Source organism: Eikenella sp. HMSC071B05 (assembly GCF_001811325.1).
GTDB classification, from domain to species: Bacteria; Pseudomonadota; Gammaproteobacteria; order Burkholderiales; family Neisseriaceae; genus Eikenella; species Eikenella corrodens.
Window position 1 is genome coordinate 71,071 of record NZ_KV804547.1, and the last position, 16,252, is coordinate 87,322.

The following is a 16,252-nucleotide window of genomic DNA, read 5'->3' on the forward strand; positions in this document are numbered from 1 at the left end:
GTGTTCTTGATTGCCGGTTTCTCTTTCCAAGGGACGGAGCTGATTGGTATCACGGCCGGTGAGTCGGAAAACCCAAAAGAGAGCATCCCGAAAGCCGTGAAGCAGGTGTTTTGGCGTATCCTGATTTTCTACATTCTGGCTATTTTGGTGATCGGCTTGCTCGTGCCTTATACCAGCCCGGAGCTGCTGGGCGCGGAAAGCGTGGAAGAAATCGCCAAATCGCCGTTTACGCTGGTGTTTGAACGCGCCGGTTTGGCCATGGCGGCGGCAGTGATGAATGCGGTCATCCTTACTTCTATCCTTTCCGCCGGCAATTCGGGGATGTATGCTTCGGCACGTATGCTGTATGCCATGGGCAAAAGCGGTATGGCGTTTAAGGGTTTTCGTAAAGTAAACCGTTTCGGCGTGCCGATGCGGGCGGTGTTGGCCACAGCCGTGGTGGTGATGGCGCTGTTTTTAATCGAGATTTTTAACGATGGCGCGTATCAGTATATTGTGGCGGCCTCCGGCCTCACCGGCTTCATTGCCTGGCTGGGCATCGCCATCAGCCACTACCGTTTCCGCCGCGCCTATATCGCCCAGGGCTTTGAGTTGAAAGACTTGGATTACCGTGCCAAATGGTTCCCCTTCGGCCCGCTGATTGCGCTGGTGCTGTGCGTGCTGGTGATTTTGGGTCAGGATACCGAATTGGTGATGAGCGGCGCCATCGATTGGCAGCGGATTATGGTGACCTATATGGGCCTGCCCGTGTTCTTCGGCTTCTATCTCTACCACAAATTGCGTTACCGTACTCGGCTGATTCCGCTGGAAGAAGTGGATTTGGGCGACGAGGACGAGGACGAAGACGAATAAGGCCTCTCATATAAAAGGCTACCTGAAAACCGTGTTTCAAGTTTTCAGGTAGCCTTTTGTGGTTGTGTTATATTGCTTTTTATTTATTACGGTTCAGGTAGCCCTATGTCATCGCCATCCATTCCCACCATCGCCGCCATCGCCACTGCCGCCGGGCAGGGCGGGGTGGGCGTTATCCGGCTTTCCGGCAAGCAGCTGCTGCCGCTGGCGCAGCAAATCAGCGGCGGCAAAACCCCGCAGCCGCGCCGTGCGCTCCTGACCGACTTTGTCGATGCCGCCGGTGAAACCATCGACAACGGTCTTTTGCTCTATTTCCCCGCCCCCGCCAGTTTCACCGGCGAAGACGTGATCGAGCTGCACGGCCACGGCGGGCGCGTGGTGCTGCAGATGCTGTTGCAACGTTGCTTCGAGCTGGGCGCGCAGCCGGCCGAGCCGGGCGAGTTCACCAAACGCGCCTTCTTAAACGGCAAGCTCGATTTGGCGCAGGCCGAAAGCGTGGCCGACCTTATCGATGCCGCCAGCCAATCCGCCGCCCGCTTGGCGGTGCGTTCGCTCAAAGGCGCGTTTTCCCAACAGATTCACGAGCTGGTGGACGAACTCATCACCCTGCGCATGCTGGTGGAAGCCACGCTGGATTTCCCCGAAGAAGACATCGATTTCCTGGCTGAAGCCAAGGTGGATGAGCGCCTTGCCGCCTTGCAAGAGCGCCTTGCCCGAGTGCTCGCCCAAGCCGAGCAGGGCGCGATTTTGCGCGAAGGCATGAACGTGGTGCTGGTGGGCGCGCCCAACGTGGGCAAATCCAGCCTGCTCAACGCCTTGGCGGGCGACGACATCGCCATCGTAACCGACATCGCCGGCACCACCCGCGACACCGTGCGCGAGCAGATTACGCTCGAAGGCATTCCCGTACACATCATCGACACCGCCGGCCTGCGCGACACCACCGACCCGGTGGAGCAAATCGGCATCGAGCGCAGCCGCCAAGCCGTGCAGCAGGCAGACGTGGCCTTGATTCTGATCGATCCGAACGAAGGCCTGAACGAGGCTACCTGTAAAATATTGGCACAACTGCCCCCCGCGCTCAAACGCATCGAAATCCGCAACAAAATCGACCTCAGCGGCGAAGCGGCGGAAAGCTGCGGGCAAAGCGGCCAACCCAGCGGCGCCGACACCCTGATCAAACTTTCCGCCAAAAACGGCGCCGGGCTCGATTTGCTCAAACAGGCACTGCTGCGGCAAATCGGCTGGCAGGGCGAAAGCGAAAGCCTGTTTCTCGCCCGCAGCCGCCACCTGCGCGCGCTGGAAGCCGCCCAAGCCGAGCTCGAACTCGCCGCCCTGTGCGGCCGCCACCAGCTCGAACTATTCGCCGAACACCTGCGCCTGGCGCAAAACGCTTGTAATACCATCACCGGCGAATTCAACGCCGACGACCTCCTGGGCGTGATTTTCAGCCGCTTCTGTATCGGCAAATAGAGCGGTTGGAAGGCGGGTACGCCGCACGTTGCGGGTTGGTTTCCCGCTCGCAGTAAACAAAAGGCTACCTGAATTTTCAGGTAGCCTTTCTGCGTGGCAGAACCGTTTGGGATTAGATGTTTCATTATTTAATGCATTAATATTATGTTGAATTTATGTGGCATGGTGGTGGGGGTTTTGGGCACGGGGGATCTGGCCAGGTTGCCGCTGGTTTGAGGCAAATGGCTGGCATGTGTCGTTACGGCTCGTTATAATGCGAGCTATTATTATTTTTATGCAGTTAAATTTCTCAATTCATATTCTGTTTTTACACCAAGCATATAGCGATACGGCTTATTGGAAATTGAAATATAGTGAATTAACAAAAACCAGTACAGCGTTGGCTCGCCTTGCCGTAACGTGTGTACTGTCTGCGGCTCGCCGCCTTGTCCTGATTTAAATTTAATCTACTATAAATTCAACTATATCATTTTGATATTTTCAAACTGCGCCGCTGTGTTTCAGGTAGCCTTTCCACATTGCACGAGGAGAAACCCAATGGATATTTTGTCGCGCCTTCATGCCCTGCCTTTAAGCCGTTTTCACTACCGCCTGCTGGCCTTAATCGGGCTGGGCTGGCTGTTTGATGCGATGGACACGGGCATGGTGTCGTTTGTGTTGGTTACTTTGGCTAAAGAGTGGGGCTTGAGTGCGCAGCAGTCGGGTTGGGTGGTGAGCATCGGCTTTGTGGGCATGGCGCTGGGCGCGGTGTTAAGCGGCTGGGCGGCCGACCGTTTCGGTCGGCGCAATGTATTTGCCGGCACCATGGTGCTCTACGGCGCGGCCACAGGTTTGTGCGCGTTGTCGCCGAACTTGGCCGCGCTGTTATTTTTCCGCTTCTGGGTAGGCTTTGGCTTGGGCGGGCAGCTGCCGGTGGCGGTGTCGCTGGTGAGCGAGTATGCGCCGCCGAAGGTGCGCGGGCGGTTTATCGTGCTGCTGGAGAGTTTCTGGGGCTTGGGCTGGCTGGCGGCGGCGCTGGCTTCGTATTTCCTGATTCCGCAATTCGGTTGGCACAGCGCGTTTGCGGCGGGCTCGGTGCCGCTTTTGTATGCGTTTGCAGTGTGGAAGCGGCTGCCGGAATCGGTGCCTTATCTGATTGCGGCGGGCAGGGCGGAGGAGGCGCACGCATTGGTGTGCCGTTTGGAGGCGGAGTCGGGCGTGGCGAAGGCGGCGGAAATGATTGTGCCGCCCGTTCAGAAAAAGGAGAAAATCCGCCTCGCGCAGCTGTGGCGGCCGCCTTTTGCCCGCCGCACGCTGATGCTGTGGCTGATTTGGTTCGGCATCGTGTTTTCTTATTACGGGATTTTCACTTGGCTGCCCAAGCTGTTGGCGGGGCAGGGCTATTCGGTGGTGAAAACGTTTGAATATGTGCTGGTGATGATTCTGGCGCAGCTGCCGGGCTATTTTGCGGCGGCGGTGCTGGTGGAGAAAATCGGGCGCAAGGCCACGCTGGCTGGCTTTTTGGGCGCGTGTGCGGTGTGCGCCTATTGTTTCGGCCAAAGCGGCTCTACGCTGGAAATCATGCTGTGGGGCAGTTTGATGTCGTTTTTCAACCTGGGCGCGTGGGGCGTGCTCTACACTTACACGCCGGAGCTTTATCCGGTGCGCTTCCGCGCGTTTGGCTCGGGCTGGGCGGGCGCGGTGGGGCGCATCGGCGGGATTGTGGCGCCGATGGTGGTGGCCGGTATGAGCGGCAGCGGCGGTTTCGCGCGGATTTTCGTGATGTTTGCGGCGGTGCTGGCGGCGGTGGTGCTGGTGATCGTGCTGCTGGGTGAGGAAACGAAGGGGCGCACGCTGGAGGAAATCAGCGCGGATTGATGGGGTGGGGAGCTATAAAGGCTACCTGAAAATTTTCAGGTAGCCTTTTTAAAGACGGCTGGAGGCTACCTGAAGATTTGAAAGGCGGAAGACGCTGCTTGCCAATTTAAATAGGCGGATGCCATGCCGGATTGGGAGGGGAGCTGATATGATAAAACGTGAGATGGTTTATAGAATGGCAAAGCAACATGAATAAGATGGATAAATATAAGTATAAATATGATATTAGCAAAAGCAACAAAGAGCAGGATTTAAAGCTGGCCAATGCTATGCAGAGAAAGCTGATGATCCCTAAGCTTGGTTTTTATGGGTTTGCCGCTATAGGAATCATTGCTTTAATACAAAAAATATATACCGGTGAGGTTCTGACAGAGAAAGATTCTCTTGGTTTATTTTTTATGTATTATATGCCTATAGTAATGCCTATAACTATTATTACAACTATTATTTTTGGAATCTGCCCTCATTGCCATAAAACTCAGGGCTTAAATGGAAAAGTAGTCTCATTTACCGGTTTGTCATTTTCCGTATCTAGAGGAGTATCGCCATTTATTAAGTATTGCGCACGATGTGGCGCGCCTCTTTCAAAGAAGGCGGTAGAAGAAGTGTATAAAAAATACGAAGACGCACAGCCGAATGCAGATGAAGATAGGGCGAAATGAACATGGGGTTATTGCCTGCACAGTTATAGATTGTGCAGGCATTTTCATCAAAGGCTACCTGAAACAGGATTTGAATGTTTCAGATAGCCTGCCGTTTGGTTTTTGGCTACACTTGCCACCTTCGGAATAATAAAGCTTCCGACCAGTCAGGGCAGGCTGCGGACATTGCGACCCGGCTTTGCCCGTCGGCGACATTGCGCCGCCGCAAACAATTTTTATTGAAGGAACACGCCTATGACCACCCTCTCCCCGGTGGCTTTGCGCCGCCAAGCCGAGCCGAAGCCGCATCCCACTGCGCAGTATTGGAAAAAATGCGATGTCGAAGCCTTGTTTGGGCTGCCCTTTCTCGACCTCGTATTCCGTGCCGCCGAAATCCACCGACAAAATTTCAACCCGCGCGAAATCCAGCTTTCCACCCTGCTTTCCATCAAAACCGGCGGCTGCCCGGAAGATTGCGCCTACTGCCCGCAATCGGCGCACCACAACACCAATCTGGGCAAAGAGCAGATGATGGATGTGGACGAAATCGTCGAAAAAGCGAAAATCGCCAAATCGCGCGGTGCCAGCCGTTTCTGCATGGGCGCGGCATGGCGCGGGCCGAAGCCGAAAGATGTGGCAGTGGTGTCCGAAATCATCAAAGCCGTAAAGGGTTTGGGCATGGAAACCTGCGGTACGTTCGGCATGCTGGAAGACGGCATGGCGGAAGACTTCAAAAAAGCCGGCCTGGACTACTACAACCACAACCTCGACACCGACCCCGATCGCTACAACGACATCATCCACACCCGCAAACATGAAGACCGCATGGACACCTTGGGCAAGGTGCGCAACGCCGGCCTGAAAATCTGCTGCGGCGGCATTGTGGGCATGAACGAAACCCGCGCCGAGCGCGCCGGGCTGATTGCCAGCCTTGCCAATCTCGACCCGCAGCCGGAAAGCGTGCCGATTAACCAGCTGGTGAAAGTGGAAGGCACGCCGCTGGCCGATGCCGAAGATTTGGATTGGACGGAGTTCGTCCGCACCATAGCCGTAGCACGGATTACCATGCCGCACAGCTTCGTGCGCCTTTCCGCCGGGCGCAGCAATATGCCCGAATCCATGCAGGCAATGTGTTTCATGGCAGGCGCGAACTCGATTTTCTATGGCGACAAGCTTTTAACCACCGAAAACCCCAACGAAGACGGCGACCGCCTGCTGATGGCCAAGCTGGATTTGGTGCCGCTGGATTATCATGCCGAAACTGGTGAGACGGTGGAAAGGCTACCTGAAAACCACCACGCCGCCGGCGGTTGCGGCGGCGGGCATTGCGGTTGTGCGCATTGAGTTTCAGATTTCAGGTAGCCTTTTCAGGTAGCCTGAAGTGGAAAATATAGTGGATTAACAAAAATCAGGACAAGGCGGCGAGCCGCAGACAGTACAGATAGTACGGCAAGGCGAGCCAACGCTGTACCGGTTTAAATTTAATTCACTATAAAAAACAGCATGATGTTGCGTCATGCTGTTTTTATATATAAGTAGAGGCTACCTAAAAAATATTGGCTGCCGTTGTCTGCCAACCGATAGCCGCCTTATTCGCTTTCCTCCGCATGCCTTGCCAAATGCCGTAGCGCCGCTGCCAGTTCCGGGTGGTGCGCCAAATCGTCCGCTGCGGACAAGCATTGTTCGGCGGCGGCGCGGCTTAGTTTGGCTTGTTTTTCTTTCGGCCGCTCCTGCTCCGGCGGGCTGATTTTCACCTGCACTTCGCGCACCTCCGGGCACACCGCCCGCCAGGCCGGCAGCAGCCCCGCCGCGAGCATCCGCAGCCGTGCCGCCGCCATATTGTTGCTTGCATACCAAACCAAAACCCCTTCGCGCACCCGCACCGCGCGGCAATGCTGCTGCAACTTGGCCGGCAGCCGTGCTTCCAGTGCTTGGGCGGTATGCCGCCAGCTTTCGGCCTGCATAATCAGGTCGTGCAGCCGCGATTCGCCGCGGCTGAGGTTGTCGCGGCTGTGCAGGCTGTGGCGGCCGGGGTTGAAGCGGTTGAGGTCGGACATATAAAGGCTACCTGAAAAGTGGGGTTGGCAATGGCAAAGCAGGCAGGATACACCTGAAAACCTCATCAAGAGGCTACCTGAAAACAGGCAAACTGCCGCTACCGATAAAAAAGCCTGCCCGATGCGCTTGAAATCCTGTCAGGGCGGGCCATATTCCCAAGCGCGAACGGGTTTGATTATGCTAGAATTACCCGTTATTTTACTATCGCAGTGGATGAGATTTGAACCGGAATACGCCGGCAGGCGAATGCCGCCGCAGTTTGAATCGAGCACACGGGGCAACAGCAATACCGCATAAGGGATTAAATATTTTATGATTACTTCACTGGCCAAGAAAGTGTTCGGCAGCCGCAACGACAGGCTTCTGAAACAATACCGCAAATCCGTGGTACGCATCAACGGCATGGAAAAAGACATCCAGCAGCTCGACGATGCGGCGCTGCAAGCCAAAACCGCAGAATTCAAACAACGGCTCGCCAAGGGCGAAACCTTGGACGACATTTTGGAAGAAGCTTTTGCCGTGTGCCGCGAAGCTTCCCGCCGCACACTGGGCATGCGCCATTTTGATGTGCAGCTCATCGGCGGTATGGTGTTGCACCAGGGCAAAATCGCCGAAATGCGAACCGGCGAGGGCAAAACCCTGGTGGCTACGCTGGCCGTGTATCTGAACGCGCTCGCCGGTAAAGGCGTGCACGTGGTAACGGTAAATGACTACCTCGCCGCCCGCGATGCCGATATTATGGGCCCGCTCTACAACTTCCTCGGCATGAAAGTGGGCGTGATTGTGGCCAATATGGATCAGGCCGCCAAGCACGAAGCCTATAACGCCGACATCACCTACGGTACCAACAACGAATTCGGCTTCGACTACCTGCGCGACAATATGGTGCACCAGCTGAGCGACAAGGTGCAGCGCGAGCTGAACTTCGCGGTGGTGGACGAAGTGGACTCCATTCTGATCGACGAAGCCCGTACCCCGCTCATTATCTCCGGCCAGGCCGACGACAATACTGATTTGTATTTGGTGATGAATAAAGTACCGGCCCAGCTGGTTCGCCAGAAAGAAGAAGAGGGCGAGGGCGATTATTGGGTGGATGAGAAAAACCGCACCGTATTGCTCAGCGAAGCCGGCCATGAACATGCCGAGCAAATCCTCACCAAAATGGGCTTGCTGCAGGAAGGCGATTCGCTCTATTCCACCGCCAATATCGCCCTGATGCACCACCTGATGGCCGCTTTGCGCGCCCACAGCCTGTTTAACTTGGACGAGCACTATGTGGTGCAAGACGGCGAAATCGTGATTGTGGACGAATTCACCGGCCGCCTGATGACCGGCCGCCGTTGGTCGGAAGGTCTGCATCAGGCCGTGGAAGCCAAAGAAGGCGTGGAAATCCGCCAAGAAAACCAAACTTTGGCCTCCATTACCTTCCAAAACTACTTCCGCCTCTACAGCAAACTCTCCGGTATGACCGGTACCGCCGATACTGAAGCCTATGAGTTCCAAAGCATCTACGGCCTGGAAACCGTGATTATCCCCACCAACCGGCCGATGATCCGCAAAGACTTCAACGATCAGGTATTTCGCACCGCTGAAGAAAAATTTGAAGCTGTGGTGGCCGATATTAAAGAGCGTCATGCCAAAGGACAGCCCATTCTGGTGGGTACCACCAGCATCGAAAACTCCGAGCTGGTGTCTAATATGCTCTCCCGCGCCGGTTTGGCACACAACGTTTTGAACGCCAAAGAGCACGCCCGCGAAGCCGATATCGTGGCGCAGGCCGGTAAAACCGGCATGATTACCGTGGCCACCAATATGGCCGGTCGTGGTACCGACATCGTGCTTGGCGGCAACGTGAAACACCTCAGCCACATTATCCGTAACAATCCCGATTTGAGCGAAGAAGAAAAAGCCGCCCGCATCAAAGAGCTGGAAGACGGCTGGCAGGAAGAGCACGACCGCGTAATCGCTGCCGGCGGCCTGCACATCGTCGGCACCGAGCGCCACGAAAGCCGCCGTATCGACAACCAGCTGCGCGGCCGTTCCGGCCGTCAGGGCGACATCGGCTCCAGCCGCTTCTACCTCTCGTTTGAAGATCCGCTGCTGCGCCTTTTCGCACTCGACCGCCACGCTGCCTTGCTCGATAAACTGGCGCCGGAACGTGGTGTGCCGATTGAAGCCAATTTGCTTACCCGTCAGATTGAAAGTGCCCAGCGCAAAGTGGAAGGCCGCAACTTCGATATGCGCAAACAAGTGCTGGAATACGACGACGTGGCCAACGACCAGCGCAAGGTTATCTACAGCCGCCGCAATGAAGTGCTGGAGACCGAAGACAACTCTGCCATGATGACCGAGATGCGGCAAGAAGCAATCGAGAATTTGGTTGATCTGTATATGCCCGCCGACAGCATTGAAGAGCAGTGGGATTTGGTGGCGCTGGAGAAACAGCTGTTTGCCGACTTCCATATTCATGCCCCAGTTACCGCGTGGTTCAAGCAAGACCCCACCCTCGACAACCAAGACGTGAAAGAGCGTGCTTGGAAACTGGCGCAAGATGACTACACCGCCAAAACCAATATGGTTGGTGCCGGGTTGATGCGTCAGTTCGAGCGCAACATCTTCCTGCAGGTGATGGACAGCCAATGGCGCGAACATCTTTCTGCTATGGACTATCTGCGCCAAGGCATCCACCTGCGCGGCTACGCTCAGAAGAATCCAAAGCAGGAATACAAAATGGAATCTTTCGAGATGTTCCAAAACCTGTGGCAGAACATCCGCAATGAAACTGCCAGGCTCCTGTCGCAAGTGCGCTTCGAGCTGAATGAGCCGGTGGCCGAGGAAAGTGCTCCCGCGCAGATGGCTTATCAAGAAAACCATGCTCCAGCGCCGGACATTACCTACCTGGCTGCTAATGGCAGTGCCGGCGAAGCTGCCGACTTTGCCGAAGACGACTTCAGCCCCGAGGCCCTTACCGCCCGCGGCCAAATGGTGCACCGCAACGACCCCTGCCCCTGCGGCAGCGGCCTGCGCTACAAACAATGCCACGGCAAATTGAGCTAAACAGCCCCGTTTAAACTGGGTATCAAAGGCTACCTGAAAACCGGATACAGGGTTTCAGGTAGCCTTTTGTTTGGAGTGGCAGGATTTATAGTGGGTTAAAAAGTGTAGGACAAGGCTAGCGGGGCGAATGTGCAAGTAGTTCGGCTAGACGAGCCAATGCAGCAGCGCAGTCTTGTTATCATTCTCTATGTTTTTTGAGGAAGATGTTTTCAGGTAGCCTTCACAAGCACAGTGGCAACAAAAAGGCTACCTGAAATTTCAGGTAGCCTTTGATTAAGCCTGAAGGATTAGTTCTGGCCTTCTTCCGGACGCATATGCGGGAACAGGATAACGTCGCGGATGCTCGGAGCGTTGGTCAGCAACATTACCAAGCGGTCGATACCGATACCGCAACCGCCGGTGGGCGGCAGGCCGTATTCCATGGCGCGGATGTAGTCGGCGTCGTAGTTCATGGCTTCGTCGTCGCCGGCTTCTTTCTGAGCCACTTGTGATCTGAAGCGATCAGCCTGGTCTTCCGGGTCGTTCAACTCTGAGTAGCCGTTGGCCAGCTCGCGGCCTACTGCAAACAGTTCGAAACGTTCGGTGAGCTTCGGATTGGTATCGGAAGCGCGGGCCAAGGGAGACACTTCAACCGGATAGTCGATGATGAAGGTGGGGTTCCACAGCTTACCTTCGGCGCAGCCTTCAAACAAGGCCAGCTGCAGGCTGCCGATGCCGGGAGCGGCAGGCAGGTCTTCGCCGTGTTTCACCACTTCTTTTTTCAGCCATTCTTCATCGTTCAGCTGCTCGTCGGTGTAGTGCGGATTGTATTTTTTGATCGCGTCCACGATGGTGAGGCGGTCAAAGCGTTTTTCCAGATCCACTTCTTTACCGTTGTAAGGAACGTGCAGGCTGCCGCAAACGGCGTTGGCGCAAGCGCGGATCACGCCTTCGGTCATGTCCATCATGCGGTGGTAGTCGGAGAATGCCTCGTAGAACTCCATCATGGTGAACTCAGGGTTGTGGCGGGCAGACACACCTTCGTTACGGAAGTTGCGGTTGATTTCAAACACGCGCTCGAAGCCGCCTACCACCAAACGTTTCAGATAGAGCTCGGGAGCAATTCGCATAAACAGCGGGATATCCAGCGCGTTGTGGTGGGTAACGAACGGACGGGCTGCTGCGCCACCGGCAATCGGGTGCATCATCGGGGTTTCCACTTCAAGATACTGCTCGCCAGTCATGAAGTTGCGGATGGTTTGGATGATGCGGCCGCGTTTTTTGAAGATTTCGCGCGATTCGGCGTTTACGATCAAATCGGCATAACGCTGGCGGTAGCGGGTTTCCTGGTCTTTCAGGCCGTGCACTTTATCAGGCAGGGGGCGCAGGGCTTTGGCCAACAGGCGGATTTGGCTTACGCGTACGGTCAGCTCGCCGTGGTTGGTTTTAAACAGCACGCCTTCTGCGCCGAGGATATCGCCCAAGTCCCAGTGTTTGAACTCTTCGTGAATCTTCTCACCAACACCCTGGTCGTTTACGTAGAGCTGGATTTGGCCGGAAACGTCTTGCAGGGTGGCGAAGCTGGCCTTACCCATGTCGCGTTGCAGCATCATGCGGCCTGCTACCTTGACGGTTACGTTCTTTTCTTCCAACTCTTCCTTAGACAGTTCGCCGTATTGGCTTTGCAGGTCGCCGGCAAAAGCATTGCGACGGAAGTCGTTCGGGAACGCTACGCCGTGCTTGCGGATTTCAGCCAATTTTTCACGACGAACTGCCATGACCTGACTTTCGTCTAATTGGGGGGTATCGGTATGTTGAGATTCATTCATGGTATCCATCCATATATTAATGAGAGACAGCACTCTTGGATCAGGTGGCTTGTCTCAGTGGTTGAAAAACTTCATTGCTGAAGATGCCATTGCATCAATGACTCACTGCCACAAATTGGACAAAAATCAATGTTTGCATATTCCTTTTTGAGAAACTCTGCAGTTTTATGCAAAGGCATGGCTGTAAAGTAAAGGAAAGGTAAGGTGTATGTCAAGCGATTAAGTCAAAAATTTTTCAAGTGTTAATGCTTGGGGTGTGGCGATAATGAAAACAATCCGGCTGCAGGGCGGCCGGATTGTTGCCATGCTGAGAGGGTTTATGCGGCTACGCCGACGGCGCGGGCGATGGCCAGGCCTTCCTGCTGGCTGAGGTAGCGCGGGTTGTCCGGACAGTCGCGCAGGATGATGTCGCCATCGCGGAAGGCTACCAGTTCGTTCACGGCCAGCTGCGTCCAGGTTTCGTTGGCGGTAAGGGGTTGTGTGGCAATAACGGCCACACGGTCATTGGGAGTGGTTACTGCGGCGAAATCTACAGCTACATCGTTATCGATAAGATGCGCTTCACCAAAGGGGGCTTGGCGGATGATGTAGTACAGCAGAGTGCTGGCATGGGCAAACAAGATTTCTCCGTTAGATAGCATAAAGTTGAATAATCCGTGGTGGCGGATTTGTGCTGTGAGCGCGGCCACTTCTGCAAACAATTTGCCCACCGGTGGCTTATGCTCGAAGCGGTGGCGTAGTTCTTCCAGTATGAAGCAGAAGGCACGTTCGGAATCGGTGCTGCCAACAGGACGGTAGTATTTGCCTTCCTCAGGTTGGAAACCGCCAAGGTGGCCGTTGTGGGCGAACAGCCAGTATTCGCCCCACATTTCGCGGATGAAGGGGTGGGTGTTAGCTAAGCCGACGCTGCCTTGAGTGGCTTTGCGGATGTGGGCGATAACGTTGGTGGATTTGATTTGGTAGGTTTTTACCAAATCGGCCACCGGTGAGCTGGCGCTGGGCTTGTCGTCGTGGAACATACGCACGCCTTTGTTTTCGAAAAAGCCAATGCCAAAGCCGTCGGCGTGTCGGTCGGTGAGCCCGCCGCGCAGGCGGAAGCCTTCGAAAGAGAAAACGATGTCGGTGGGGGTGTTGCAGTTCATGCCCAAAAGCTGGCACATGATGAGTTCCTCAAGATTGGTTTTAGTAAAACAGGTAGGTGTTGTACCACTATGATTATTTTAACGACCTTGAGGCTACCTGAAAACCTGCCTGTTGTTATACCGATATAACGCGTGGCTATATGTTTGCGTTTGGATGATATGCATTTTCAGGTAGCTTGATTCTGCAGAACTAAGGCAAAGTTTCTGCTTGAAAGTTTTAGCGAAAATATAGTATAGTGTGCGTCTTGGCATTTTTAGCCAAGTTTTTTGTTTTGTCCAAATGGTCGGCCAATCGTAGCTGACCCCTTGTTATATAAGGAAAAATCATGACATTAGGTCTGGTTGGGCGCAAGGTGGGTATGACCCGCGTATTTACTGAGCAAGGTGTTTCCGTGCCGGTAACCGTGTTGGAAATGTCTCCTAATCGCGTCACTCAGGTAAAATCCAAAGATACCGACGGCTATGCGGCTGTTCAGGTTACCTTTGGTCAGAAGAAAGCTAATCGTGTAAACAAGGCGGAAGCCGGTCACTTTGCGAAAGCAGGTGTTGAGGCAGGTCGTGGTTTGCATGAGTTTGCTTTGACTGAAGAGAAATTGGCTGAATTGAAAGTGGGCGACGAAGTAACTGTTGCTATTTTTGAAGCTGGCCAGTTTGTGGATGTAACCGGCACCTCTAAAGGTAAAGGTTTTGCTGGTACCATCAAGCGCCATAACTTTGGTGCGCAACGTGCTTCTCACGGTAACTCTCGTTCTCACCGTGTTCCTGGTTCTATTGGTATGAACCAAGATCCGGGTCGTGTGTTCCCGGGTAAACGTATGGCTGGTCAGTATGGTAATACCACTGCGACCGTGCAGCGTTTGGAAGTGGTTCGTGTGGATGCAGAACGTAATCTGCTGTTGGTTAAGGGCGCCGTTCCCGGTGCTGCCAATGGTGATGTAGTTGTGCGCCCTAGCGTGAAAGTAGGTGCGTAATGGAATTAAAAGTAATTGATGCTAAAGGCCAGGTTTCAGGTAGCCTTGCTGCTTCCGATGCGCTGTTTGCTCGTGAATATAACGAGGCATTGGTTCACCAGCTGGTTACTGCTTTCTTGGCAAATGCCCGTTCTGGCAACCGTGCACAGCTGACTCGTGCTGAAGTGAAGCACTCCACCAAAAAGCCGTGGCGCCAAAAAGGTACTGGCCGCGCTCGTGCTGGTATGTCTTCTTCTCCGCTGTGGAGAGGGGGTGGCCGTACATTCCCGAATAAGCCTGATGAAAACTTTACTCAGAAGGTTAATCGTAAGATGTACCGTGCCGGTATGGCGACTATTTTGTCCCAGTTGGTGCGTGATGAGCGCTTGTTTGTGATTGAAGAGCTGTCTGTTGCTACTCCTAAAACCAAAGCTTTTGCTGAGCAAGTGAAAAATTTGGGTATGGAGCAGGTTTTGTTTGTTACCGGTCAATTGGACGAGAACGTATATCTGTCTTCACGCAACCTGCCAAATGTGTTGGTTCTGGAGGCTCAGCAGATTGATCCGTACAGCTTGCTTCGCTATAAAAAAGTAGTGGTAACGAAGGAAGCGGTTGCACAACTTGAGGAGCAATGGGTATGAATCAACAACGTTTGATGAAAGTAATTTTGGCTCCTGTTGTTTCTGAAAAGAGCAATTTGTTGGCTGAAAAACGCAACCAGATGACTTTTAAAGTGTTGCCTGATGCAACCAAGGCAGAAGTTAAAGCTGCTGTTGAATTGTTGTTTGGTGTTCAGGTAGCCTCTGTGACTACAGTTGCAATCAAAGGGAAAGTAAAGCGCTTTGGTCGCACTCTGGGTCGCCGCAGTAATGTGAAGAAAGCTTATGTCAGCTTGGCTGCCGGACAGGAGCTGGATTTGGAATCTGTTGCAGCAGCTGCAGATAAGGAATAAATATTATGGCTATTGTAAAAATGAAGCCGACTTCTGCAGGCCGCCGCGGTATGGTTCGCGTGGTTGCAGAGGGTCTGCATAAGGGTGCTCCTTATGCGCCGCTGGTAGAGAAGAAAAACTCTATCGCTGGTCGCAACCATAACGGTCATATCACTACTCGTCATAAAGGTGGTGGGCATAAACATCACTACCGCGTAGTAGATTTTAAACGCGATAAGGATAATATTCCTGCGAAAGTTGAGCGTATTGAGTACGATCCGAACCGTACTGCTTTCATTGCGCTGCTTTGCTACGCTGATGGTGAGCGCCGTTATATTATTGCTCCTCGCGGTATTCAAGCGGGTGCCGTGTTGGTTTCTGGCGCAGAAGCTGCAATCAAAGTTGGTAATGCTTTGCCGATTCGTAATATTCCGGTTGGTACCACCATCCACTGTATCGAGATGAAACCTGGTAAAGGTGCTCAGGTTGCTCGTTCAGCTGGTGCTTCCGCGGTTTTGCTGGCTAAAGAAGGTGTTTACGCTCAAGTTCGCCTGCGCTCAGGTGAAGTGCGTAAGATCCATATTGATTGCCGTGCCACTGTTGGTGAAGTTGGCAATGAAGAGCAAAGTCTGAAGAAAATTGGTAAAGCTGGTGCTAATCGCTGGCGTGGTATTCGTCCGACCGTCCGCGGTGTGGTAATGAACCCTGTAGATCACCCGCATGGTGGTGGTGAGGGTCGTACCGGTGAGGCTCGTGAGCCTGTCAGCCCATGGGGTACTCCGGCTAAGGGTTACCGAACTCGTAATAATAAGCGTACGGACAATATGATCGTTCGTCGCCGCTATTCAAATAAAGGTTAATTGATATGGCTCGTTCATTGAAAAAAGGTCCATATGTCGATCTGCACCTGCTGAAAAAAGTTGATGCTGCTCGCGCCGGCAATGATAAGCGTCCTATTAAAACATGGTCTCGCCGCTCAACAATTCTCCCTGATTTTATTGGGTTGACTATTGCGGTACATAATGGTCGCACTCACGTGCCTGTGTTTATTAGCGATAATATGGTTGGCCATAAGTTGGGTGAGTTTGCGCTTACTCGTACTTTTAAAGGACACTTGGCTGATAAAAAGGCTCAGAAATAAGGTGAATCATGAGAGTATCTGCACAACATAAAAACGCCCGTATTTCTGCTCAAAAAGCCCGATTAGTTGCTGATTTAATTCGAGGCAAAGAGGTAGAGCAAGCTCTTAATATTTTGATGTTTAGCACAAAGAAAGGTGCTGAGCTGATTAAAAAGGTATTAGAGTCTGCTATCGCTAATGCTGAGCATAACGAAGGCGCTGACATTGATGAGCTTAAAGTTGTAACGATTTTTGTGGACAAGGGGCCGAGCTTAAAACGATTCCGTGCCCGGGCAAAAGGTCGTGGCAACCGTATTGAAAAACAAACGTGTCATATTAATGTGACAGTAGGAAACTAAGGAA

Annotated in this window: 15 protein-coding genes; 12 read left to right on the top strand and 3 right to left on the bottom strand. The window is 53.5% G+C overall.

What is annotated here, in order from left to right:
* The 5 genes from HMPREF2796_RS04290 to bioB all read left to right on the top strand — a co-directional run.
* A partial coding sequence (locus tag HMPREF2796_RS04290) for an amino acid permease (RefSeq protein WP_141749149.1) occupies positions 1 to 852 on the top strand: 852 nt, incomplete at its 5' end.
* Between the two features lie 105 nt (positions 853 to 957).
* The gene (gene mnmE / locus HMPREF2796_RS04295) at positions 958 to 2,325 is read left to right on the top strand and encodes a tRNA uridine-5-carboxymethylaminomethyl(34) synthesis GTPase MnmE (protein ID WP_070631266.1); all 1,368 of its coding nucleotides are present in this window, start codon (positions 958 to 960) and stop codon (positions 2,323 to 2,325) included.
* A gap of 537 nt (positions 2,326 to 2,862) precedes the next feature.
* Complete coding sequence (locus HMPREF2796_RS04300) at positions 2,863 to 4,182, top strand: MFS transporter (RefSeq protein ID WP_070631268.1); 1,320 nt, start codon at positions 2,863 to 2,865, stop codon at positions 4,180 to 4,182.
* 188 nt (positions 4,183 to 4,370) lie between these two features.
* Positions 4,371 to 4,844 (top strand): hypothetical protein, encoded by a 474-nt coding sequence (locus tag HMPREF2796_RS04305; RefSeq protein ID WP_070631270.1) that lies wholly within the window; start codon positions 4,371 to 4,373, stop codon positions 4,842 to 4,844.
* Between the two features lie 234 nt (positions 4,845 to 5,078).
* Positions 5,079 to 6,167 carry a biotin synthase BioB gene (gene bioB / locus HMPREF2796_RS04310; protein ID WP_083308642.1) on the top strand — a complete coding sequence of 363 codons (1,089 nt, stop codon included), beginning with the start codon at positions 5,079 to 5,081 and terminating at the stop codon, positions 6,165 to 6,167.
* A gap of 245 nt (positions 6,168 to 6,412) precedes the next feature.
* On the opposite strand, the gene HMPREF2796_RS04315 is transcribed toward bioB, so the two are convergent.
* The gene (locus HMPREF2796_RS04315; RefSeq protein ID WP_070631272.1) at positions 6,413 to 6,880 is read right to left on the bottom strand and encodes a DciA family protein; all 468 of its coding nucleotides are present in this window, start codon (positions 6,878 to 6,880) and stop codon (positions 6,413 to 6,415) included.
* 313 nt (positions 6,881 to 7,193) lie between these two features.
* On the opposite strand from HMPREF2796_RS04315, the gene secA reads away from it, so the two are divergent.
* On the top strand, positions 7,194 to 9,938 hold the full coding sequence (gene secA, locus HMPREF2796_RS04320) for a preprotein translocase subunit SecA (RefSeq protein WP_070631273.1): 2,745 nt from the start codon (positions 7,194 to 7,196) through the stop codon (positions 9,936 to 9,938).
* A 287-nt stretch (positions 9,939 to 10,225) separates the two neighbouring features.
* On the opposite strand, the gene lysS is transcribed toward secA, so the two are convergent.
* Both lysS and HMPREF2796_RS04330 read right to left on the bottom strand, forming a co-directional pair.
* Positions 10,226 to 11,746, bottom strand: a complete 1,521-nt coding sequence (gene lysS / locus HMPREF2796_RS04325) for a lysine--tRNA ligase (protein WP_003823791.1) — start codon at positions 11,744 to 11,746, stop codon at positions 10,226 to 10,228.
* Positions 11,747 to 12,063: 317 nt separating this feature from the next.
* Entirely contained in the window at positions 12,064 to 12,906 is an 843-nt protein-coding gene (locus tag HMPREF2796_RS04330; protein WP_070631276.1) for a class II glutamine amidotransferase, read from the bottom strand.
* Between the two features lie 308 nt (positions 12,907 to 13,214).
* Here HMPREF2796_RS04330 and rplC point away from each other — a divergent pair, with 308 nt between their 5' ends.
* The 6 genes from rplC to rplV are packed head-to-tail and all read left to right on the top strand — an operon-like array spanning position 13,215 to position 16,248.
* Entirely contained in the window at positions 13,215 to 13,859 is a 645-nt protein-coding gene (rplC, locus tag HMPREF2796_RS04335) for a 50S ribosomal protein L3 (protein WP_003823796.1), read from the top strand.
* Positions 13,859 to 14,479, top strand: a complete 621-nt coding sequence (gene rplD, locus HMPREF2796_RS04340) for a 50S ribosomal protein L4 (protein WP_064083615.1) — start codon at positions 13,859 to 13,861, stop codon at positions 14,477 to 14,479. The genes rplC and rplD overlap by 1 nt, the downstream gene beginning before the upstream one ends.
* Positions 14,476 to 14,790 carry a 50S ribosomal protein L23 gene (gene rplW / locus HMPREF2796_RS04345; protein ID WP_023887662.1) on the top strand — a complete coding sequence of 105 codons (315 nt, stop codon included), beginning with the start codon at positions 14,476 to 14,478 and terminating at the stop codon, positions 14,788 to 14,790. Before rplD ends, rplW begins: the two co-directional genes overlap by 4 nt.
* A 5-nt stretch (positions 14,791 to 14,795) precedes the next feature.
* Positions 14,796 to 15,629 carry a 50S ribosomal protein L2 gene (rplB, locus tag HMPREF2796_RS04350; RefSeq protein ID WP_070631278.1) on the top strand — a complete coding sequence of 278 codons (834 nt, stop codon included), beginning with the start codon at positions 14,796 to 14,798 and terminating at the stop codon, positions 15,627 to 15,629.
* Positions 15,630 to 15,634: 5 nt separating this feature from the next.
* Positions 15,635 to 15,910, top strand: coding sequence for a 30S ribosomal protein S19 (gene rpsS, locus HMPREF2796_RS04355; RefSeq protein WP_003823801.1), 276 nt, complete (start codon positions 15,635 to 15,637; stop codon positions 15,908 to 15,910).
* Positions 15,911 to 15,918: 8 nt separating this feature from the next.
* Positions 15,919 to 16,248, top strand: coding sequence for a 50S ribosomal protein L22 (gene rplV, locus HMPREF2796_RS04360; protein ID WP_070631279.1), 330 nt, complete (start codon positions 15,919 to 15,921; stop codon positions 16,246 to 16,248).
* Positions 16,249 to 16,252 lie beyond the last annotated feature (4 nt).